19 protein-coding genes and 2 tRNA genes are annotated in these 20838 nt (G+C 69.3%); 7 read left to right on the forward strand and 14 right to left on the reverse strand.

Annotated features, from left to right (window positions below; all coding sequences use genetic code 11):
- The first annotated feature begins 80 nt into the window (after positions 1 to 80).
- On the forward strand, positions 81 to 707 hold the full coding sequence (locus tag BLR21_RS27545; RefSeq protein WP_090010087.1) for a TetR/AcrR family transcriptional regulator: 627 nt from the start codon (positions 81 to 83) through the stop codon (positions 705 to 707).
- Here BLR21_RS27545 and BLR21_RS27550 read toward each other — a convergent pair.
- A complete protein-coding gene (locus BLR21_RS27550) occupies positions 704 to 1894 on the reverse strand; it encodes an amidohydrolase (protein WP_256334972.1) in 1191 nt (396 codons plus the stop codon). The genes BLR21_RS27545 and BLR21_RS27550 overlap by 4 nt on opposite strands.
- 51 nt (positions 1895 to 1945) lie before the next feature.
- Positions 1946 to 2887, reverse strand: a complete 942-nt coding sequence (locus tag BLR21_RS27555; RefSeq protein WP_218130972.1) for a hypothetical protein — start codon at positions 2885 to 2887, stop codon at positions 1946 to 1948.
- 226 nt (positions 2888 to 3113) lie between these two features.
- On the opposite strand from BLR21_RS27555, the gene BLR21_RS27560 reads away from it, so the two are divergent.
- On the forward strand, positions 3114 to 4319 hold the full coding sequence (locus tag BLR21_RS27560) for a M23 family metallopeptidase (protein ID WP_090010096.1): 1206 nt from the start codon (positions 3114 to 3116) through the stop codon (positions 4317 to 4319).
- Between the two features lie 75 nt (positions 4320 to 4394).
- On the opposite strand, the gene BLR21_RS27565 is transcribed toward BLR21_RS27560, so the two are convergent.
- Positions 4395 to 4468 (reverse strand) — tRNA-Lys (locus BLR21_RS27565).
- 283 nt (positions 4469 to 4751) lie between these two features.
- Between BLR21_RS27565 and BLR21_RS27570 the strand changes: the two genes are divergently transcribed.
- The gene (locus tag BLR21_RS27570; RefSeq protein WP_338061072.1) at positions 4752 to 5888 is read left to right on the forward strand and encodes a L,D-transpeptidase; all 1137 of its coding nucleotides are present in this window, start codon (positions 4752 to 4754) and stop codon (positions 5886 to 5888) included.
- Between the two features lie 4 nt (positions 5889 to 5892).
- Here the strand turns inward: BLR21_RS27570 and BLR21_RS27575 are convergent, their stop codons facing one another.
- The 3 genes from BLR21_RS27575 to orn all read right to left on the reverse strand — a co-directional run bounded on the left by BLR21_RS27575 (position 5893) and on the right by orn (position 8319).
- Positions 5893 to 7518: an ABC-F family ATP-binding cassette domain-containing protein gene (locus tag BLR21_RS27575; protein WP_090010102.1), complete on the reverse strand. Its 1626-nt coding sequence runs from the start codon at positions 7516 to 7518 to the stop codon at positions 5893 to 5895.
- Between the two features lie 57 nt (positions 7519 to 7575).
- Positions 7576 to 7648, reverse strand: a tRNA-His gene (locus BLR21_RS27580).
- 65 nt (positions 7649 to 7713) lie between these two features.
- The gene (gene orn, locus BLR21_RS27585) at positions 7714 to 8319 is read right to left on the reverse strand and encodes an oligoribonuclease (RefSeq protein ID WP_030481159.1); all 606 of its coding nucleotides are present in this window, start codon (positions 8317 to 8319) and stop codon (positions 7714 to 7716) included.
- A gap of 72 nt (positions 8320 to 8391) precedes the next feature.
- Here orn and BLR21_RS27590 point away from each other — a divergent pair, with 72 nt between their 5' ends.
- Positions 8392 to 9912 (forward strand): helicase HerA-like domain-containing protein, encoded by a 1521-nt coding sequence (locus tag BLR21_RS27590; RefSeq protein ID WP_090010104.1) that lies wholly within the window; start codon positions 8392 to 8394, stop codon positions 9910 to 9912.
- Here BLR21_RS27590 and BLR21_RS27595 read toward each other — a convergent pair.
- Positions 9844 to 11103: an MFS transporter gene (locus tag BLR21_RS27595; RefSeq protein WP_090010541.1), complete on the reverse strand. Its 1260-nt coding sequence runs from the start codon at positions 11101 to 11103 to the stop codon at positions 9844 to 9846. The genes BLR21_RS27590 and BLR21_RS27595 overlap by 69 nt on opposite strands.
- Before the next feature lie 77 nt (positions 11104 to 11180).
- Here BLR21_RS27595 and BLR21_RS27600 point away from each other — a divergent pair, with 77 nt between their 5' ends.
- On the forward strand, positions 11181 to 12116 hold the full coding sequence (locus BLR21_RS27600; protein WP_090010107.1) for a GlxA family transcriptional regulator: 936 nt from the start codon (positions 11181 to 11183) through the stop codon (positions 12114 to 12116).
- Here BLR21_RS27600 and BLR21_RS27605 read toward each other — a convergent pair.
- From BLR21_RS27605 to BLR21_RS44020, 3 genes are all read right to left on the reverse strand, one after another.
- On the reverse strand, positions 12095 to 13642 hold the full coding sequence (locus tag BLR21_RS27605; RefSeq protein ID WP_256334974.1) for a PH domain-containing protein: 1548 nt from the start codon (positions 13640 to 13642) through the stop codon (positions 12095 to 12097). The two genes, BLR21_RS27600 and BLR21_RS27605, sit on opposite strands and share 22 nt — an antisense overlap.
- Positions 13639 to 14121, reverse strand: coding sequence for a PH domain-containing protein (locus tag BLR21_RS27610; protein WP_476737559.1), 483 nt, complete (start codon positions 14119 to 14121; stop codon positions 13639 to 13641). Before BLR21_RS27610 ends, BLR21_RS27605 begins: the two co-directional genes overlap by 4 nt.
- A gap of 125 nt (positions 14122 to 14246) precedes the next feature.
- The gene (locus BLR21_RS44020; RefSeq protein ID WP_256334975.1) at positions 14247 to 14378 is read right to left on the reverse strand and encodes a hypothetical protein; all 132 of its coding nucleotides are present in this window, start codon (positions 14376 to 14378) and stop codon (positions 14247 to 14249) included.
- Positions 14379 to 14406: 28 nt separating this feature from the next.
- Between BLR21_RS44020 and BLR21_RS27615 the strand changes: the two genes are divergently transcribed.
- The gene (locus BLR21_RS27615) at positions 14407 to 15645 is read left to right on the forward strand and encodes a helix-turn-helix domain-containing protein (RefSeq protein WP_176929815.1); all 1239 of its coding nucleotides are present in this window, start codon (positions 14407 to 14409) and stop codon (positions 15643 to 15645) included.
- A 228-nt stretch (positions 15646 to 15873) separates the two neighbouring features.
- Here the strand turns inward: BLR21_RS27615 and BLR21_RS43250 are convergent, their stop codons facing one another.
- The 3 genes from BLR21_RS43250 to BLR21_RS27630 are packed head-to-tail and all read right to left on the reverse strand — an operon-like array spanning position 15874 to position 18970.
- Positions 15874 to 17187 carry a response regulator transcription factor gene (locus tag BLR21_RS43250; RefSeq protein WP_218130973.1) on the reverse strand — a complete coding sequence of 438 codons (1314 nt, stop codon included), beginning with the start codon at positions 17185 to 17187 and terminating at the stop codon, positions 15874 to 15876.
- A gap of 29 nt (positions 17188 to 17216) precedes the next feature.
- The gene (locus BLR21_RS27625) at positions 17217 to 18716 is read right to left on the reverse strand and encodes an AMP-binding protein (protein WP_176929816.1); all 1500 of its coding nucleotides are present in this window, start codon (positions 18714 to 18716) and stop codon (positions 17217 to 17219) included.
- Positions 18717 to 18769: 53 nt separating this feature from the next.
- Positions 18770 to 18970, reverse strand: a complete 201-nt coding sequence (locus BLR21_RS27630) for a hypothetical protein (RefSeq protein ID WP_090010112.1) — start codon at positions 18968 to 18970, stop codon at positions 18770 to 18772.
- Positions 18971 to 19144: 174 nt separating this feature from the next.
- On the opposite strand from BLR21_RS27630, the gene BLR21_RS27635 reads away from it, so the two are divergent.
- Entirely contained in the window at positions 19145 to 20332 is a 1188-nt protein-coding gene (locus BLR21_RS27635; RefSeq protein ID WP_090010115.1) for an NAD(P)/FAD-dependent oxidoreductase, read from the forward strand.
- On the opposite strand, the gene BLR21_RS27640 is transcribed toward BLR21_RS27635, so the two are convergent.
- Entirely contained in the window at positions 20329 to 20802 is a 474-nt protein-coding gene (locus BLR21_RS27640) for a MarR family winged helix-turn-helix transcriptional regulator (RefSeq protein WP_176929817.1), read from the reverse strand. The genes BLR21_RS27635 and BLR21_RS27640 overlap by 4 nt on opposite strands.
- Between the last annotated feature and the right edge of the window lie 36 nt (positions 20803 to 20838).

Raw genomic sequence — 20838 nt, forward strand, 5'->3', positions numbered from 1 at the left:
GCGGAACCGAATGTCAGTTTCGGAACCGTATGTCAGTTTCGCGGGTGATCGCAAGACTCCGCTGGTCATAGACTTGAGCCATGACGTCCAGTGCCGAACCCGTCAGCCGTGCGGAGCGCAAGAAGCAGGAGCTGCGCCGGGAGATCATCGACGCGGCCTTCGACTGCTTCGCCGAACGCGGCTACCACGCCACCGGGATCGCCGACGTGGCCACGCGGCTCGGCATCGGGCACGGCACGTTCTACCGCTACTTCCAGAACAAGCGGGACATCGTCGACCACGTCGTCGACGACCTGGTCGGCCGCATCACCGGGGCCCTCACGGCGGAGAACGCCCCGGACGCGGTGTCGACGCTCGCCGAGTACCGCGAGCAGTCCGCACGCATCGGCGAGGCGCTCGGCCGGATCTTCGGCGAGGACCCGCGCGTGCCGCGGCTGCTGCTGTTCGAGGCCCCCGGCATCGACCGGGCCATGGCCGAACGGATCCTCGACCTGTTCGACCTGGCCGCCGCGCTGACGTCCGCCTATCTCTCACACGGCGTCGAGCTGGGCTACCTGCGCTCCGACCTCGACGTCGGCAACACCGCCAGGGCCATCAACGGCATGATCCTCGGCACCGCGATCTCCTCACTGCGCACGCCGGAAGCCCAGGCCGCGCAGAGCGAAGCGCTGCGGCGCGTCATGTACGACGGAATCGCCGCCCGTTAGCCGAGCCACGTCCGCGCGGCCACGACCAGCGCGTCGACCCCGGTGGTCAGCGTCGGCTCGACGTCCGGCGCGTACTCGGGGGAGTGGTTCATCGCGACGGGCTGACCGGGTTCGCGGGTGCTGAAATCGGTGCCGCCGAGGAACCAGAACACGGTCGGCACGCCTGCGGCCGTGCCGAACACGCCGACGTCCTCGCTGGCGTTGACGACCGCGCCGGGGATCAGGTTGCTTTTGCCGAAGTGCTCGGCGAACGCGGCCATCGTCCTCGTGGTCGCGTCCGGGTCGGACACGAGCACCGGAGTGCCGTCGTACCAGTCGAACTCGGGTTCGCGCGGTGCCCCGGACGCGGCGGCCTCGGCGCGCACGATCCGTTCGACGGCGGTCCGGACGATGCCGCGGATGTGCTCGTTGAACGTCCGGATGTTGACGCCGATCTCGGCTGTCTCCGGGATGACGTTCTCCTTCGTGCCCGCCTGCAGCCGCCCGACCGTGACGACGGCACGTTCGGACGGCGCGACCTCGCGCGCGACGATGCCCTGCAGGCGCACGACGGTATGCGCGGCCATCAGCACCGGATCGATCGCGGTCTCCGGCGCCGAACCGTGGCCGCCGCGCCCGAACAACGTGACGCGGACCGAGTCGGAGGCCGCCATCAGCGGACCGCTGCCGTACGCGATCATCCCGGCGGGCAACGGGCTGACGTGTTGCGCCAGCACGACCTCCGGCTTGCCGAACCGGTCGAACAGGCCGTCCTCGACCATGTTCCGCGCGCCACGGCCCAGCTCTTCCGCCGGCTGGAACACCACGAGCAGCGTCCCCGACCACTCCTCGCGCGTCTGCGACAAGCGTTCGGCCGCCCCGATCAGGCACGTGGCGTGCATGTCGTGCCCGCACGCATGCGCCACCGGCACGTCCTCACCGTCCGAATTGGTCGCACGGGCCGTTGAGGCGTAAGGCAATCCCGTCGTCTCCTGCACGGGCAGCGCGTCGATGTCCGCCCGGAGCATCACGACCGGGCCGTCGCCGTTGCGCAGCACGCCCACCACACCCGTGCCGCCGACCTCGGTGGTGACGTCGTAGCCCAACGGCCGCAACGCATCCGCGAGCACGCCGGCCGTGCGGAACTCCTGCAGCGACAGTTCGGGGTGCTCGTGCAGATCGCGGTAGAGCGCGTGCAGGTCGGGCACTGTGTCTCCCTCAGTCCTGGCCGGGCTTGAGGCGATCCGGCAGGACTCACCCTAGGACCAGTCCCAGCCGATGCCGAGCACGCCCGGCTGGACGTCCTTCGCCGCCATGTGCAGCACCCGGCCCGGCGAGAGCGCGAGTTCGTCTCCCCGCACCAGCGCCGCGTCCACGCCGACCTGCGCGAGGGTGTAGCAGCCGACCGGGAGGCGGGGCTCGGTGAACTGCACGCTCATCACGTACGCGCCCACGGGATAGCGGAACGCTCGCCGGTAGTCGTTGGCCACCGCGTCTGTCTCCGCGATGGTGAAGCGGTACTCCAGCAGGTGGGTCTGGCCCGCGCGCAAGGTGTGGTCGAACAGCAGTTCCGCGGCGATCACCGGAGCTCCGGGGTGCCTGCGCACGCGTCCCAGCCGGCAGTTGCGCACGGCCTCCGCGCCCAGCGCCTCCGGTGGCGTGCCGTCGTCGGCGCAGTACACGGCCAGGTAGCGGTCGGGGTGACCGGCGACCGCGCGCAGCACCTGTCTGGTGTGGACCGAGCGGAGCGCGCCGTGCCGGTCCACTGTGGCCGCGTCGTCCTGCGACCACAGGCGCAGGTCGCTGTCGGACGGACCGACCAGCGCCTCCACGATCTCCGCCAGCGACTGCGCGGGTTCCAGCATCCGTCCATAACGCCGGGGCTGGCGCTGCTCCGTCACCCACCTGCCACGCGGGCGCGGCGGCCCGAGCAGGGCTTCCAGCGAGTGCCGCGGCAGGCCGAGGATGGTCTCGATGGCCTGGACCGCGCGCAGCGAGTCGGCGCGTTCGGGACGGCTGCGGCCCAGCCGCCAGTAGCTCAGCGTGGACAGGCTGACGTGGATGCCCCGGCGATCCAGGCGGTCGCGCAGGCGTTCCAGCGTGAGGCCGCTGCGCTCGATGGCGGCGCGCAACGCGGCGTGGAACGGACCGGCGTGCAACAGCACCTCGACCTCATGGCCGACGTCGGGCGGAACGGCCACCGGCCACCCCCTCCACTGTGGAAGAAACAGTTTAGAAGGCCGCCCAAGCCCGAAATGACCGACGAAGGTGGGTATCCCTTCACAGTATTGAAGGCGCGTTCCACAGTTGTGGACGTCCGCCGGAGGTGACCTTGACCGCGTCGGACCACCGGTATGTCATCGGCCCGGCGGCCCCTGCAAGAGCCGCCGAATCCCTGCACTGTGCCGATTTCCCCCTGGAGGGCACATGTCCCGTCCGTTGTCCGCGCGCCGGTTCGCCGCGCTTTTCTCCGCACTCGCGACCGGTGTGGCGGTGCTGGCCGCGCCGTCCGCGACGGCCGCCGAGACCGACCTCGCCACGACCGTCCGCGCCACCATGCTCCAGCAGCACGGCGACGCGCTGAAGCGGCAGTGGGACACGCAGACCTTGCGTGAACCGCTGTTCGAGCCGACCCGCACGTCCGGTGCGTGGGTGTTCGGCAGTACCACCATCCCGATGGCCCACGGCCAGGAGCACGGGGCACCGCACATGGCGTTGTTCCTGGCCCGCAAGGAACGATCTGCGTGGCGCGTCGAGCTCGACGGCACCGCCGGCTTCGCCGCTCTCGCCGCCCAGGCGCCGTCCGGCGTGCTCAGCGACGGCGAGAAGCGCACGTTCGCGGCCAACCAGAACAACCGCGTACAGGCGCTCGCACCCACCGGCCTCGGCCTGCCGTGGCCGGTGAACGTGGCCTGGTGGATGGGCGGCGGTCCGCACGGCAACAGCGGCAACAGCCGGCCGTTCAGTTCCATCGACTTCAACGGCGGCGACGGCCGAGTCCTGTCCGCAGGCACCGGCCGCGTCTACAAGAGCTGCATCGCAGGCCGCAGCGCGTTGGTGAAAGTCGTGCACGACAACGGTTACAGCACCACCTACTACCACATGTACAACCTGACGACGCTCGCCGACGGCAGCGCCGTGCGCACCGGCACGTACCTCGGCAACATCGGCAACGAACTGCCGTGCGGCGGTTCGAGCAGTGGCGCGCACGTGCACTTCTCGTTGCTGCGCGGCAACACACACGTGAGCGTCAACGGGATGACGATCGGCGGCTGGACGTTCTACGAAGGCTCGCAGGCGTACGGCGGCTACGCGCAACGCGGCAGCACGCGCGTGTCCGTCGGCGGCCGGATCACGAACTACGGCGGTGGCGGCACGACCCTGCCCACCGGCACGGTCGACGCGGGTCCGAACAGCACGGTGAACCTGCGGTCCGGCCCGGGCCTGAGCTACTCGGTCGTGGGCACGGTCGCGGACGGCGCGGTCGTGTCCATCGCGTGCACCAGCCGCGGTGAGGCCGTCGACGGTGTCTGGGGCCGCACCGACCTGTGGAACCGGCTCGAAGACGGCAAGTGGATCAGCGACGGTTTCGTCAACACCGGCTCGAACGAACCGGTGGCTTCGGACTGCTGACCCCGAAAACGGAGAATGACGACACGGAAAAGCAGAGAAGCAGGCCGAGACGAATCTCGACCTGCTTCTCTGGAGTACGCCGCCAGGGACTCGAACCCCGGACCCGCTGATTAAGAGTCAGCTGCTCTAACCAACTGAGCTAGCGGCGCTTGTTTGTGTGCCGGAGGCTTGCTCGTTTCCGACGTGAAGAACGTTAGCACAGCGCCTCAGCGCGCTCCCAATCGGCTGGTCAGCACCGGTCGGGAGGCGCATCGGCCAAGTAACGATCCGGCCACTTGCGCAACTTCGGGCCACCCCCTGTCGTCCCCTGATCGGGGGACGCCAAAACACCTTCGTGCAGGCGATCTCGGGAGCGGACACAAGCAGATCGGAAGTACGTCCATGGGGATGTGGAGCAGGCGCGGTCTTGGGGTGGTCGCGGCGGGAGTCGCTGTGATACTGATCGCAGGCTGTTCGGGGGGCGGCGGCGACGCGGTGACCGGTGCCGGCGCGGAGTCGAGCGCTCCTCCGCCTCCGCCGAAGCCCGTCACGCTGACGCTGGCGTTGAACAACGGCGCGGCCGACGTGGCGCCCGGTCTGCCCGTCATCGCGACCGCGGCGGACGGGAAGCTGACCGACGTCAAGCTGACCAACGCCGACGGCAAGGTCGTCGAGGGCAAGATGAACGCCGAGTCGACGCAGTGGACCAACACCGAGCCGCTCGGGTACTCCAAGACGTACAAGCTGGTCGCCACGGCCACCGGCGAGGACGGCAAGGCGGAGACCAAGGAGTCGTCCTTCACCACGGTGAAGCCGCGCACGCTCACGTACGTGTCGACGAACCCGCAGGACGGCACCACGATCGGCGTCGGGCAGCCGCTCGCCTTCTTCTTCGACGAGCCGGTGTCCGACAAGGTCGCGGCCGAGAAGATGCTCGAGATCACCACCGAGCCCAAGGTCGAGGGCGCCTTCTACTGGTTCAACAAGAAGGAGGTGCACTGGCGTCCGGAGAAGTTCTGGAAGTCGGGCACCAAGATCACGATGAACATCAAGGTCTACGGCAAGCACATCGGTGACGGCATCTACGGCCAGGAAGACCGCACGATCACCACGACGGTCGGCGACGAGGTCATCCACGAGGCCGACGGTCAGACGCACCAGGTGATCACCAAGATCAACGGTCAGGTCGTGCGCACCATGCCGACCTCCATGGGCAAGCCGGCCGACGCCACCCCCACCGGCACTTACGTGCTGATGGAGAAGCACAGCCACATGATCATGGACTCGACCACGTACGGCCTCGCGCTGGAGAACGGCGGCTACAAGACCCCGGTCGACTGGGCGTACCGCATGTCCAACAGCGGCATCTTCTTCCACGGCGCGCCGTGGTCCATCGGCGACCAGGGCAAGCGCAACGTGAGCCACGGCTGCCTGAACCTGTCGCCGGAGAACGCCAAGTGGGTGTTCGACAACAGCAAGCAGGGCGACGTCGTCATCGTCACCAACTCCGGTGGCCCGCCGCTGGAGTCGTGGGACGGCTTCGGCGACTGGCAGGTCCCGTGGGCCACGTGGGTCCAGGGCAACCGCTAGACCTCTAGGAGACCGTCACCTGACCGCCCGACACGGTCAGGTGACGGTTCACCTGCACCGCCTCCAGCATCCGCCGGTCGTGCGTCACCAGCAGCAACGTGCCGGGGTAGTTCTCCAGCGCCGACTCCAGCTGCTCGATCGCGGCCAGGTCGAGGTGGTTCGTCGGCTCGTCCAGCACCAGCAGGTTCACCCCGCGGCCCTGCAGCAACGCCAGCGCGGCCCGCGTCCGTTCACCCGGTGACAGCGACGCCGCCGGACGGATCACGTGCGCCGCCTTCAGGCCGAACTTCGCCAGCAACGTCCGCACGTCGGCCGGGTTCATCTCCGGCACGGCCTCCTCGAACGCGTCGACCAGCGGCAGATCGCCCAGGAACAGCCCGCGTGCCTGGTCCACCTCGCCCACCACGACGCCGGAGCCCAGCGTCGCGTAGCCGGACGTCAGTTCGGCACGGCCCAGCAGTGCGGCCAGCAGCGTCGACTTGCCCGCGCCGTTCGCCCCGGTGATCGCGACCCGGTCCGCCCAGTCGATCTGCAGGTCCACCGGGCCCAGCCGGAAGCCGCCGCGCTCGACCACGGCCGCCCGCAGCGATGCCACCACGGCACCGGAACGCGGGGCCGCGGCGATCTCCATCCGCAGCTCCCACTCCTTGCGGGGCTCCTCGACTACGTCCAGCCGTTCGATCATGCGGTCGGTCTGCCGGGCCTTCGAGGCCTGCTTCTCGGTGGCGTCGGCACGGAACTTGCGGGCGTTCTTGTCGTTGTCGCCCGCCTTGCGCCGGGCGTTCTTCACGCCCTTCTCCATCCACGACCGCTGCATGCGCGCACGGGCCTCCAGCGAGGCCTTGGTGTCCGCGAACTCGTCGTAGTCGTCGCGGGCGTGCTGACGGGACCGTGCGCGCTCCTCGAGGTACGACTCGTAGCCGCCGCCGTACAGGCGCACGGAGTTCTGGTGCAGGTCGAGCTCCAGCACGCTCGTGACCGTGCGGGCCAGGAACTCGCGGTCGTGCGACACCACCACCGTGCCGGCGCGCAGGCCCATGACGAACTTCTCCAGCCGCTCCAGGCCGTCGAGGTCCAGGTCGTTGGTCGGCTCGTCGAGCAGGAAGATGTCGTAGCGGCTGAGCAGCAACGACGCCATGCCCGCTCGCGCCGCCTGGCCGCCGGACAGCGAGGTCATCAGCGCGTCGAGGCCGACGGAGAGACCCACGTCGGCGATGACTTCGAGCGACCGTTCCTCCAGGTCGGCGCCACCCAGCGCGAGCCACTGGTCGAGCGCGTCCGAGTAGCCCTCGTCGTTGCCGGCGGTCAGCGCCTCGGTGGCCACGTCCAGCGCGGCCTGGGCGTCCGCGACACCTGTGCGCCGGGCCAGGAAGTCGCGGACGGTCTCGCCCTCGCGGCGTTCGGGTTCCTGCGACAGGTGCCCGACGTTGGCGGCGGGCGGGCTCAGCGTCACGCGGCCGGACTCGGCGGGGATCAGCCCGGCCAGGGTCTTCAGCAACGTCGACTTGCCCGCGCCGTTGACGCCGACGAGGCCGATGACGTCGCCCGGAGCGACCACGAGGTCGAGTCCGGAGAAGAGGACGCGGTCACCGTGGCCGGCGGCGAGGTCCTTGGCGACGAGCGTGGTCATGAAAACTCCCGGAACGTGAAGAAAGGCCCCCGCTGGTGCGGAGGCCTTTCGACAAAGGGTGAGTGACGGGACTTGAACCCGCGACACCTGGGATCACAACCCAGTGCTCTACCGACTGAGCTACACCCACCATTGCTGGTCGTTGACCGGCGAAGGAAGCATAGCAACGAGAGCTACTGATATTGAAATCGGGGGTCAGTCGGTGTTCTTGAGCAGGTCAGCGGCGACGGCCTGGGCCTGCTCGGTCGACGGACCGGGCTGCGGCACGAACGCCGTCCGCCGGTAGTACGCGAGCTCCCGGATGGACTCGATGATGTCCGCGAGCGCCCGGTGCGCGAGGCCCTTGCCGGGCTGCGCGTAGTAGATGCGCGGGTACCAGCGCCGGCACAGCTCCTTGATCGACGACACGTCGACCATGCGGTAGTGCAGGTGGGCGTCCAGCGCCGGCATGTCGCGGGCGATGAAGCCACGGTCCGTGGCGATGGAGTTGCCGGCCAGGGGAGCGGTCCGCGGGTCGGGGACCCACTCCTTGATGTAGGCCAGCACAGCGGCCTCGGCCTCTTCCAGGGACACCGCGGACGCGCGCACCTCCTCGGTCAGGCCCGACTTGGCGTGCATCTGCATGACGACCTCCGGCATCGAGGCGAGCACGTCGTCATCCGCGTGGATCACAATGTCCACGCCGTCGCCGAGCACGTTGAGCTCGGCGTCCGTGACCAGTGCCGCGATCTCGATCAGAGCGTCCTTGCCCAAGTCGAGTCCGGTCATCTCGCAGTCGATCCACACCAGACGATCCATCACGACCGGAACATTACTGCGCGGAGCCTCAACTTCGAGTGGCGGCGTGCGGCAACCTGATTACGCTCCTCGTGCATGACGGCTCAAGCTGAGATCGCTGCTGGATATGCGTCGGAGAGCGCGGCCATCGAACTCGGCGCCGTGCTGGTCGGCGGGAGCGTCGAGCCGACCGCCCACGTCCGCATCCCGCTGGCCATGGTCAACCGCCACGGACTTGTCGCGGGCGCAACGGGAACCGGCAAGACGAAGACCATCCAGTTGCTCGCCGAACAGCTGTCGGACAACGGCGTCCCCGTGCTGATGGCGGACGTGAAGGGCGACCTGTCCGGTCTGGCGCGGCAGGGCGAGGACGGCGACAGGATCAGGGCCCGGGCCGCGGACACCGGTGACGACTGGCAGGCGAAGTCGTACCCCGTGCAGTTCCTGTCGATCGGCACGGGCGGTGTCGGCGTTCCCCTGCGCGCCTCGATCACGAGCTTCGGGCCGATCCTGCTGTCGAAGGTGCTGGGCCTGAACGACACCCAGGAGTCGACGCTCGGGCTGATCTTCCACTGGGCCGACAGCCGCGGCCTGCCGTTGCTCGACACCAAGGACCTGCGCAGCGTCATCCAGCACCTCACGGGCGACGAGGGCAAGGAGGACCTGAAGGGCATCGGCGGTGTCTCCACCTCCACGGCCGGTGTGATCCTGCGGGCGCTGGTCAACCTGGAGGCGCAGGGCGGCGACAGGTTCTTCGGCGAACCGGAGCTCGACCCGGCCGACCTGATGCGGCAGCGCGACGGCAAGGGCGTCGTGAGCCTGCTGGAACTGGCCGAGCTGCAGGGCAACCCCGCGCTGTTCTCCACGTTCCTGATGTGGCTGCTGGCCGAGCTGTTCGAGACGCTGCCCGAGGAGGGCGATGTCGAGAAGCCCAAGCTCGTCTTCTTCTTCGACGAGGCGCATCTGCTGTTCTCCAACGCCTCCAAGGCGTTCCTCGACCAGATCACGCAGACCGTGAAGCTCATCCGGTCCAAGGGCATCGGCGTCTTCTTCTGCACGCAGCTGCCGACCGACGTCCCGAACGACGTGCTGTCGCAGCTCGGCGCGCGCGTTCAGCACGCACTGCGCGCGTTCACGCCCGACGACCAGAAGGCGTTGGCACGCACCGTGAAGACGTATCCGACGACGCCGCACTACGACCTGGAGAAGGCCCTCACGTCGCTCGGCATCGGCGAGGCGATCATCACCGTGCTGAGCGAGAAGGGCGCGCCGACGCCGGTCGCGTGGACCCGCCTGCGGGCGCCGCGCTCGTTGATGGACACCATCGGCAACGACGCGATCAAGCAGGCGGCCCAGGCGTCGGACCTGCACGGCAAGTACTCGGAGACCGTGGACCGCGAGTCGGCCTACGAGCAGCTGATGGCGAAGGTCGCGCCGGCACAGGAAGAAGAACGAGCCCCGGACGCCCCTGTCCAGCGACAGGAGAAGGAGGACCCGGGGCTCGTCGAGAAGGTGCTGGGCAACAGCGCCGTGAAGTCGTTCCTGCGGTCAGCGGGCAGCGCCCTGGCGCGCGAGATCACGCGCGGCATCTTCGGGACCTCGCGCAAGCGACGCTGACAGCACGGCCGCGCCGATGCACAGGGCACCCGCAACGTACCAGGCCAGGTCGTAACTGCCCAGGTGGTCGCGGGTGAGCCCGGCCGCCGAGGCCGCGACGGCCGCGCCGAGCTGGTGCGACGCGAACACCCAGCCGAACACGACAGGGCCGGACATACCGAAGTACTGACGGCACAACGCCACGGTCGGCGGCACCGTCGCGACCCAGTCCAGGCCGTAGAAGATGATGAACACCAGCATCGACGGGTGCGCCGACTCGCCGAACAGCTGTGGCAGCAGCATCAGCGAGAGGCCGCGCAACGCGTAGTAGCCCGCCAGCAGCAGCCGTGAGTCGACGCGGTCGGTCAGCCAGCCGGACGCGATGGTGCCCACGATGTCGAACACGCCGACCAGCGCCAGCAGCCCGGCGGCGGTCGTGGTCGGCATGCCGTGGTCGTGCGCGGCGGGGATGAAGTGCGTGCCCACCAGACCGTTCGTGGACGCGCCGCAGATCGCGAAACCACCGGCCAGCAACCAGAACGGCCGCGTCCTGGCCGCCGTGGCCAACGCACCCAGAGCACGCTTGGCCGCGCCACCGGACGGCGGCGGCGGAGTGTCCTCGGTCGCGCCGAGCGGCAGCAGCCCGACGTCCCGCGGGTACTCGCGCAGGAAGAACCCCGCCAGCGGCACGACGGCCAGCGCGGCGATGCAGATCACCAGCGACGCGTACCGCCAGCCGTAGGACTCGGACAGCCAGGCCACCGTAGGCAGGAACACCAGCTGGCCGGCCGCGCCACCCGCCGTCAGCACGCCCGTGACCAGGCCGCGGTGCTGCACGAACCAGCGTCCGGTGATCGTCGCCACGAACGCCAGCGCCATCGAACCGGTGCCGACACCGACCACGACGCCCCAGAGCATGATCAGCTGCCAGGACGCGGTCATGAACACGGTCAGTCCGCTGCCGATCGCGACCATCGTCAACGCGCTGGTGACCACGATCCGCACGCCGAACCTGTCCATCAGCGCGGCCGCGAACGGCGCGGTCAGCCCGAACAGCAACAGGTTGATCGAGATGGCGAGCGAGATCGTGCCGGTCGTCCAGCCGAACTCCGCCCGCAACGGCTCGATCAACGCACCCGGCGCGGCCCGGAACGACGCGGCGCCCACCAGGGCGATGAAGGACACGCCTGCGACAACCCAGGCCCAATGCAGTCTCACGCCGACAAGATTCGGCGACGGGCGACCCGGCGACCAGTGGCCCGATGGCCAACATGTGAAAGAATCAGGCCATGCACCGGATCGCCGTCCTCGCGCTCGAGAAGTCCGTCGCGTTCGACATCGGCAGCTCGACGCACATGTTCGCGCGGCTGGAAGACAGGTACGAGGTCGTCGTCTGCTCGCCGGACCGCCGCCCGATCCCGACCACCGGCGGCTTCACCATCGCGCCCGACCACGGCCTGGAGGTGCTCAAGGACGCGGACACGGTGCTCGTGCCGGGCACCCACTACCAACCGGCGCGCGAGGGCCGGCTCGAACCCGCGGTCCTGGAGGCGCTCACGACGACGAACGCCCCGCGGATCATGTCGATCTGCACCGGCGCGTTCGTGCTCGCCGCCGCCGGGCTGCTCGACGGCAGGCCCGCGACCACGCACTGGAAGACGACCGACCAGTTCAGCGCGCTCTACCCGAAGGTGCGCCTCAACCCGGACGTGCTGTTCATCGACGACGGCGACGTGCTGACGTCCGCGGGGGTCGCGGCGGGCATCGATCTGTGCCTGCACGTCATCAGGTCCGACCACGGCAGCGAGGTGGCGAACTGGGTCGCCCGCTACTGCGTCGTCCCGGCGTGGCGGCAGGGTGGGCAGTCCCAGTTCGTCGACCGGCCGGTACCGGACTACCCGGACACCTCGACCGCGTTGGCCCGCGAATGGGCGTTGGAACGGCTCCAAGAGCCGCTCGACCTCGCCGCGATGGCCGCGCAGGTGCGGATGAGCGTGCGGACGTTCACCCGCCGGTTCCGCGCGGAGACAGGCATGTCGCCGGGGCAGTGGCTGACGCAGCAGCGCGTCGACCGCGCCCGGCACCTGCTGGAGTCCACCGACCTGCCGATCGACCAGGTCGCTAACCACGCCGGCTTCGGCACCGGCGCGGCTCTGCGGCAGCAGCTGGCCGCCTCGGTCGGCATCTCGCCGACCGCCTACCGTCAGGCGTTCCGCTCGGCTTGACCGTCCACAGTGGAGTCGATCAGGAACGGGCGCAGCAGGTCCGGCACGGCCTCGTCGGCGAGCGCGAGCCCGTGCGACTCGCCGACGTCCGTCACGTGGTAGATGCCCGCACCCGCCGCCGTGGTCGCGCCGATCGTCATCAAACCGCTGCGACGCTGGAAGAACGACCGCTGGATGCGCCAGCCGATGATGCCGGTGCGCTGCAACGCGACGGTGCTGCGCACGAGAGAATTGTTGCGCGTCACCAGATAGCGCTCGTCCAGGGCGTTGCCGAGCGACCGGTAGTTGTCCCAGCCGACCAGCGCGGCGAACGGGATGATCGCCACCGGGATGGGCCATGCCCACGACGGCGCCCAGAGCGCGAGGCCTGCCGCGATCACGGCCCACGGCAGCACGTGCCGGAAGACGCTGCGGCGCAACGCGGCGAACGGATGCTTGCGGAGCCGGAGCGTCGTCGGGTCGCTGCCGACCTTCAGCACGTCCCGTGACACCTGGTGCGCCACCGACAACGGCGCGGGCGGCAGCAGCAGGTTGCTCTCGCCCTTCGAGCCCAGGCCCGTGGTCACCGCGGCGAGCTTCGCGCCCTTGCCGGCGCGCACCAGCAGTGGTTCCTGGATGTCGACGCCGCGCAGGCGTTGCTCCTCCACCGAGACCGAGCGGGTCGTGAGCAGACCCCGTTGCACGCGCAGGGTTCCGTCCGGCTCGCGGGTCAGCCGGTAGTTCCAGAACTGCAGGATGTAGAGCGGGATCGACAGCACCAGCCCGACCACGGCCAGCACGATCAGGAACCCGGCGAAGAGCGCGAGACTCGGGTTCCCGAACAGCCACTCCCACAGGTCCTGCACCGGGTGCAGGCCCAGGTCGTCGGCGTAGTTGGACAGCACGCCGAACACGGCACCGATCGCGACGAGGCCGGACAACGACAGCGGCGCGAACTTCAGCCACTTCAGGTCGAGCTGCGAGATGACCTCGGACTCGGGCACGGCAACCGGCTCCGCGTGCTCGCCCTCAGCAGCTGCCTTGGGCGTGACTCCCTTCTGCAGCAACAACAACCGCAGCCGTTCGGCCTCCTGCTTCGTCACCGCGTCGAGCGTCAGGCCGTCCGTGCCGGGAACGTCCTGCTGGCCCGTGCCGATCCGCACCGCCGAGAGCCCGAAGATCCGGTGGCCCGGCTTGGAGGTGAGGTCGACCGTCCTGATGCGATCACGCGGCACCGCGAGCTGCTTGCGGGTCAGCAGTCCCGTGTGCAGCTCGACCTGGTCGTCGGTGATGCGGTACCTCGTGGTGCGCCAGATGAGATAGCTGAACCCGAGGATCGCCGCCGCCGTCGCGCCGCTGGCGATGAGCCGCCACTTCTCGCCGTTGCCGGTGAACAGCAGGATGAGGATCGGTACCAGCATCGCGAGGCCCTCGTTGAGCGGCCGCACGACCAGCATCCGCACGTGCAGGCGGTGCCACTCCTGCAGCGGCTCGACGAACTCCGGTGCGGCAGGAAGCCCGGCCGGCACCTCCGAAGGAGTGCTCACGTGGCATCACCGGGGGTGGCCTGGGTGGTGTTGGTCAGTTCCACCACGAGCCTCTGCGCGACCTCGTGCTCCAGGCCCTCGATCTCCACCGGACCGGCGGCCGACGCCGTCGTCACCGTGACCGTGGACAGGCCGAGCATCTGCTGGAACGGCCCGCGTTTCGTGTCGATCGTCTGGATCCGCGACACCGGTGCGACTCTCCACTCCTGGCTCAGCCAGCCGGAGAGGGTGTAGACGGCGTCCGGCGTGGTCTCCCAGCGGTGGACGCGGTAGCGCCAGCTCGGTTCGACCGCGGTGTGCACGATCCCGACGACCAGCGTGGCGATCAGGAGCACGAGCTCCCACGTCGGCGGCTCGTCCACCAGCAGGAACACGACCAGCTGGGGCACGAAGAGCACGAGCCAGAAGAGGGCGGCCTGCATCGTCCACAGCAGGACGGACTTCGGGCTCACCTGGTGACGAGGCGTGCGCAGTTGCAGAGTCACCCCACAAGGGTGCCTCACCCGTACCTGGTGGTGTGGCCAGGTGCGTCAAATGGTGTGTCGGTGGCCGGGGTTGTCCTGCTTGCGAGGGAGGCAGGACCACCCCGGCTCACGCGAACCGGTCAGGGCTGGGCGCAGTACGGCGGCGTGAAGACGTCGGAATTGTCACCCGATGCCGCACCGGTCATCGCCAGCAGCGCTCCCAAACTGAGGATCACGGCCGCGATGCTTCGAGCGATAGTGTTCAACTTCATTGAGGGGCTCCTTCGTTAGGTGGCGGCCGTGGATGAGGGCAGGAAGTCGTTGACGAGGTTCGGTGCGCGGTTGCGGGCGGTCCGGCTGCAACGCGGTTTGTCGCAAAAGGACCTCGCGTGCCCCGGTGTCTCCATGAGCTACGTGTCCCGGCTCGAGTCCGGTGAACGCGTTCCGTCGCCCACCGTCGTCCGCCGGCTCGCCGAGGTGCTCGGCGTCGACCCGTCCGAGCTGGTGGTCGACGAGGACCGCACCGCCATGCAGGACGAGGCGCTGGCGTGGTGCGAGGCGCTGCTGGCCTACCACGACGGCGACCTGGTGCTGGCCGTCGATCTGCTGGAAACGCTGGGAAAGCGGACGGACGAGGAGATGTTCGGCTGGTGCGTGCGCTGGACGCGCCTGGTGATGCTCGCGCGGCAGCGTGACCACGAGGGTCTGCTGCTGGCGGCGGCGAAGCTGCGCAAGTCGTGGTCTCCCGGTCCGGCGGTGGACGCGCTGGTGGAGATCCTGCGCGCATCCTCGTTGCGGCGCCTCGCCCGGACGGCCGAATCCGTGCGGGCCGCGACCGAGGCCGTCGAGCTGGCGAGCGGTGACGGCGAACGGGTGCGTCGCGTGCACACGCGCGCTCTGATCGCGCTGTGTGCGGAGCTCACCGTGGCCGGACGCCTGGCCGATGCCGAACAGATCGTGGACCAGCTTTCCGTGCGGCTGCCCGAACTCGGCCGCGACCGGCTCGCGATCTCCACCTGGTGGGTGCGCGCCAAGGTCGCGGATCGCCTGGGGGACCGGATGGAGGCCGCGCACTGCATCCGCGAGGCCGTCGCGCTGCTGGACGACTTCGACGGCGATCCCGAGTACCGCTGCCGGGTCCGTCTGGCCGGGGCGTCCATCGCGTTGCGCACGCCGGGCGCGAACCTCGACGAGGTGGTCGCGTTGCTGGACGAGGTGGAGACGACGGTCGCCGCGATGCGCCGGCCGGACGGGCTGCTCGCGCACGCCCATGCGTTGCGCGCGGAGCTGGCGTTGCGCGAAGGAGAGGTCGACCGGGCCCGGGAACTGGCGGAGGTCGCGCTCGCCACCGGACAGCTCGACGCCGAACAGCAGCTGCGGTGCCACCTGCTGCTCGTGCGGGCGGCGGACGAGGTCGATCCGGACGGCGCCGGCGACGCGCGTACGGCGCTGGCCGCGTTGTTGGAACACATCAACCCCGAGGGCGTCGACCCGTTGCTGTGGCGGGACGTGGCACGTATCGCGCTCCGAAAGCACTGACGCGACCACTCGGCGGCGTTGCCTCCCCATGACCGCCCCTCGCTCAGCAACCGGACACGTTGTTAACGGAGCATGACACAGACCAGTTACCGATCACATCACCCAATTCAACCGCGTGTGTGTGGGTAGAACACCCGGGAACCGGCAGTTCCCCGTCCGCGACAAGCGGCCGAACGGGCGATGGACACCCTGTCCGCTCGGGCTAATTGTCAATAGCTTGACTATGCATTACTGGCCGGCGGTCAGGTTCATCCACCAGACGATGGCTCCAGCGCGGCCGTTGACGTCAAGGGTCGTGTAGATGCGCTGGAGGTGGTTCTGCACGGTCTTGGGGGACAGGCCGAGCGACTCCGCGATCATCGCGGTGCTCGCCCCGGCGGCCACGAGCCGCAGCACCTCGATGCCGCGTTTGGTGAGTCCTGCTCGCAATGCGCGCGCGATCCGGGCGTTCGTGTGTTCCGCGGTGCCGGTCTCGTGCAGTTCGCCCGCCTTCGGCACGCGCACCACCGCGTTCTCCCGCTTGGGCTCGAAACGCCTGTGCGCCAACTGTTCCACGAGCCGTGACGACAGGTCGTGCTCGCGCATCCGCAGCAGATCGCGGCCCTCCTGCAGCTCCCACAGGCGGTACTGCTCCAACTGCATCCGCGCGTGGCGCAGCGCCCGTTCGAGATCCCCGGTCCGTTCGTGCGCCTCGCTCAGCTGCTGGTGCGCGTGCACCGCCACTTCCCGTGCCAGACAGCTCATCGCCAGTTCCGCGGCCTGGGAGAGCTGGGCGATCTGCTCGGGGTAGCGCGCCCGCGCGCCGCTGAGCCGCGCACGTGCCATCAGCGCCTCCGCCCGTGCCACCGGGCGGTTCCTTCCGGCAAGCAACTGGTCAGCGCGCTGCCAGCTGCGGTGCGCGCGGTCAAGTTCACCCAGATCGATGCGCACGTGTGTCAGCAGCACGTTGACCATCGCCATCCGCACCGGGTCGCCGAGGGTCTTCCACCGGTCGCGCACCTGAGCGCACAACGCTTCCGCGCGGCGGAGCTTGCGCACGCAGGGCTCCCCGTCGAGGCTGCAGCGGTTCTCCTGGGTGCGGATCATGCAGTGCTCGTGGTACTGCATGCGCATCACCCGCGCCTGTTCGAACAGCACCGAGCCGATCAGCTCGTTGTCGCCGGTGAGCTCCGCGAGGCCCAGCGCGCGGGCGAAGGAGTTGAAGCTCCGCTCGCGCGAGTCGAGCCGAAGTTCCACCACGGCACGGGAGAAACTGCACCGCGCCTGGAGTCCGATGTGGCGGTTCGCCGCCGCGATCGCCTGCACCTTGTCGATCGTGTCGAGGGCGCTGGGCCACAGTCCCCGCTTGCCGAGCGCCACCGACTGCGCCAGGACGCCTTCGGCCACGCCCTCCGCGTCGTCCAGCCACGAGTACGCGGCCACGGCCTTCTCCGCGTACTCCAGGGCCTCGCCTGGTCTGCCCTCGTCCAGCGCTATCCGTGCCTCGCGCAGGTTGTGCACGGCGTTGGATCGCGGATCCGCGGTCCTGCCGGGAACCGTCATGGTCGAGCCCCCTCATTCGGAGGCCGACTCTAGTGGTGCTCGCGCAACTGACGTTTCAACACTTTTCCGGCTGCGTTGCGCGGCAACTCGTTGACGAAGAAAACATCCCGGGGAACGGAGTACCGCGCCAGGTTCGCCTTCACATGTTCACGTATCTGTTCGGCCGTCAGGGTTTCGGCGCCGACGACGAACGCGGCGAGGCGCTGGCCCCACTCGTCGTCCGGCACGCCGAGCACCGCCACCTCCGTGACGCCGTCCAGCGTCGAGAGGAGGTCCTCGACGTCGTGCGGGTACACGTTCTCGCCACCTGAGACGATCATCTCGTCGTCGCGGCCGGCCACGAACAGCAAGCCGTCCTTGAGATAGCCGAGATCACCGGTCGACATCAGGCCGTTCAACGACTCCTTGCTGGTGCCGTTGGTGTAGCCGTCGAACAGCATCTCGTTGCCGACGAAGATCCGTCCGGTCTCGCCCGGTGTCACGGGTTCGCCCTGATCATCCACAATGGCCAGTCTGGTGCCGAGTGGCGGTTTTCCGGCCGTGCCCGGCTCGCGCAGCATCTCCTCGGGCGTGGCGATGCTCGCCCAGCTCACTTCCGTTGAGCCGTAGAGGTTGTAGAGCACCGGGCCGAACTCCGACAGCGTGCGGGCGGCGACCTTCGGTGGCAGGGCGGAGCCGCTGGACGCGATGATCCGCAGCTTCGGCCGGTGCTCCACATCCAGCATGCGTTGCAGCATCACGGGAACCACGAACATCGCGGTGCACCTGTCGGCGTCCTTCAGCGCCTGCGCCGGGTCGAACCTGCGGCGCAGCACGAGGGTGGCGCCGAGCACGAGCCCGAGCTGGAACGCGGCGAGGCCCCAGGCGTGGAAGAGCGGGGAGGTGATGGAGATGACGTCGCCGTGCCGCAGCGGGATCCGGGACAGCAGCGCGGCGGCGGGCGCGAGGCTCGCGGGCTCCGGCCTGCGGGCGCCCTTCGGCGTGCCGGTGGTGCCGGACGTGAGGATGATCAGCCGGCCGCGCGGGGGCCTGCGGGGGAGTGACCTCGTGGGCCCGTTGGCGATCAGCGACTCGAGCTCGTCGGTGAAGAACGTCGGCAGGTCCGGCAGGACCTCGGCGAACTCGCGGTCGGCGACGATCCTGCCGATCTTCTGGTCCTGGGCGACCTGGGCCAGTTGTCCCTTGCTCAGGCCGGTGTTGAGCAGCACGGCGTCCGCGCCGATCTTCGTGCACGCGGTCATCGTCTCGATGAAGGCGCGGCCGTTGCGGCACAGCAGGCCGACGCGTTCCCCTGGGTGGAAAGCATGCGCGAGCCTGCTCGTGCGCTCGTTCACTTCCGCGTACGTGAGCACGCCATCGTCGTCGATGATCGCCGCGCGGTCCGGGTGCCGTCCCGCGCCGGTTTGGTAGCCCCACGCGAGGGTGATGTTCCAATGCAGATACCCGCGCACAGTGCCGGCGAGCCCTCGCGGGCCCAACGGCCGGATCACGCCGGCTTTGACCAGGGTCAGCAGCACGCGGGTCACCATGCGACCCACTCTGCCAGCTGTCTACTGACGAGTAGGTAATGCTGTGACGGCGGTCACATGTCGGTGTTGGACGCGCTCACGACGGCGTCGCGCAACGCCGCCCGCAGACGGCCCACCTCCAGTGGCGTCAGCACGGCGGCCTCCCCCGGCGGCACGGTGATCACTATGTGCCCCTGGCTGACGAACACCGTCATGTCCCGTCGGCGCGAAGCGATGTCGCGGCAGCTCACCTGCCACTCCTCTTTTGCTCCCACGGGTTTCTTCCTCCAGCTCACTCGGCGCGCCGGCCCGGTGTTCCGGCGCTCGCGTCAGAGAGACGCGCGTCACCGCCGGTCATGACGGAGTTCGGCGTTGTCCGTCCGGCGACCGCGCCGAGCTGCGGATAGCGTCGCATGCGGTACGAGACCAGGTCACCTGGAGGGGTGAAAATGGCGGAACCGCAACGCATTGTGATCGTCGGTACCGGCCTCGCCGGTGCCTCCGCGGCGGGAGCGCTCCGAGACCGCGGCTACGGCGGCAGGATCACCATGTTCGGCACCGAGCTCCATCGCCCGTACGAACTTCCCGCGCTGTCCAAGGACGTGCTGCTCGGCAAGGCCGCGGAACCCGCGTGGGTGCACGAGCCGGGCTTCTACTCCGACAACGAGATCGACCTCCAGCTCGGAGTGTCCGTCCTGGAGCTGCGGCCCGGCGACCACACGATCGTCGACTCGGATGGAGCAGTGCGCCCCTACGACCGGCTCCTGCTCGCGACCGGCTCGCGGCCGCGCGTTCTGCCTGGCGCCCAAGGACATGTGCTGCGCACGCTGGACGATTCGCTGGCGCTGAAGCCGGCGTTGCGCGAGGGCAGGCACGTCGTGATCGTCGGCGCGGGCTGGATCGGCTGCGAGGTGGCGTCCGCCGCCCGCGCCCACGGCTGCCGCGTCACGGTGGTCGACCCGCTGGCCGAACCGCTGGTGCGCGTGCTGGGCGCCGAGATGGGCGCGATGTTCCGCGGCCTGCACGAGGAGCACGGCGTGGAGTTCAAGCTGGGCACCGGTGTCGCGAGCTTCTCGCCGTCCGGTGTGCGGCTGGACGACGGCACCGAACTGATCCCGGACGTCACGGTCCTGGCGGTGGGAGCGACGCCACGACTTGAGCTGGCCGAAGCCGCCGGTCTGGAACTGACCGACGGTGGCATCGCGGTCGACGCCACGTTGCGCACGTCCGCCCCCGACGTCTTCGCGGCCGGCGACGTCGCGGCGCAGGACCACCCGCGCTACGGCCACCGCGTCCGCGTCGAGCACTGGGCGAACGCGAAGGACCAGGGCACGCACGTGGCGGGGTCGCTGATCGGGCTGGACGAGCCGTACCTGAAGTCGCCGTACTTCTTCACCGACCAGTACGACCTGGGCATGGAGTACCGCGGCCTCGCCGGCCCGGACGACGAACTGGTCGTGCGCGGCGACGTCGCGTCGCGGGAGTTCGTCGCGTTCTGGCTGCGCGACGGACGGCTGCGGGCGGCGATGAACGTCAACGTCTGGGATCACGGCACGGCGTTGAAGGCGCTGGTGGACGCGCAGGCGACCGTCACGGCGGAGCAGTTGCGGAAAGCCGACCTGGGAGATCTTGCCTAGATGCAGGAGCCGTGCACTGGGCCCTCGCCGAGCGAGAGGTCCTGCAGGGCTTTGCGGAGGACGGCCATCTCCTCGGGCGTGAAGCGGGAGCGGAGGGCGCGTTCGACCTCGGCGAGCGCGTCACCCGCCTTCTTCTGCAACTCGAGGCCCTTGTCGGTGATCATCGGCGTGCGCACGCGCCGGTCGTTCGGATCGGGCACGCGCATGACGAGGCCCGCCCGCTCCAGCTTGTCGAGCTCGCTGGTCAGCGTGGTCTTGTCGAGGCCGAGCATCGCGCCGAGCTTGAGCTGGGTGCGCTGGGCCTCCTCGGTGGCGAGCGCCTGGAGCACGAGCTGACCGCGCAGCGACACCCCGAACTTCGTGATCTCCTCGGCGAACGCGGCCCCGACGCGCTGGGCGGCACGGTGCAGCAACCAGTTGATGTCCCACTTCTGCAAGCAGGCTTCGATGAGTTCTGGCTGCTCCTCCATGTGTTCCATCCTACCTCCGGAAGGAGATGTTCTTGA

The sequence above is a fragment of the Lentzea albidocapillata subsp. violacea genome, assembly GCF_900100275.1.
Taxonomy (GTDB): domain Bacteria; phylum Actinomycetota; class Actinomycetes; order Mycobacteriales; family Pseudonocardiaceae; genus Lentzea; species Lentzea violacea.

What these genes read in the sequence shown, in the direction of transcription:
- BLR21_RS27545 (WP_090010087.1), top strand. Translation starts at nt 81, where the DNA reads ATGACGTCCAGTGCCGAACCCGTCAGCCGTGCGGAGCGCAAGAAGCAG.
- BLR21_RS27560 (WP_090010096.1), top strand. Translation starts at nt 3,114, where the DNA reads ATGTCCCGTCCGTTGTCCGCGCGCCGGTTCGCCGCGCTTTTCTCCGCA.
- BLR21_RS27575 (WP_090010102.1), bottom strand. Translation starts at nt 7,518, where the DNA reads ATGACCACGCTCGTCGCCAAGGACCTCGCCGCCGGCCACGGTGACCGC.
- BLR21_RS27590 (WP_090010104.1), top strand. Translation starts at nt 8,392, where the DNA reads ATGACGGCTCAAGCTGAGATCGCTGCTGGATATGCGTCGGAGAGCGCG.
- BLR21_RS27600 (WP_090010107.1), top strand. Translation starts at nt 11,181, where the DNA reads ATGCACCGGATCGCCGTCCTCGCGCTCGAGAAGTCCGTCGCGTTCGAC.
- BLR21_RS44020 (WP_256334975.1), bottom strand. Translation starts at nt 14,378, where the DNA reads ATGAAGTTGAACACTATCGCTCGAAGCATCGCGGCCGTGATCCTCAGT.
- BLR21_RS43250 (WP_218130973.1), bottom strand. Translation starts at nt 17,187, where the DNA reads ATGACGGTTCCCGGCAGGACCGCGGATCCGCGATCCAACGCCGTGCAC.
- BLR21_RS27625 (WP_176929816.1), bottom strand. Translation starts at nt 18,716, where the DNA reads ATGGTGACCCGCGTGCTGCTGACCCTGGTCAAAGCCGGCGTGATCCGG.
- BLR21_RS27635 (WP_090010115.1), top strand. Translation starts at nt 19,145, where the DNA reads ATGGCGGAACCGCAACGCATTGTGATCGTCGGTACCGGCCTCGCCGGT.
- BLR21_RS27640 (WP_176929817.1), bottom strand. Translation starts at nt 20,802, where the DNA reads ATGGAGGAGCAGCCAGAACTCATCGAAGCCTGCTTGCAGAAGTGGGAC.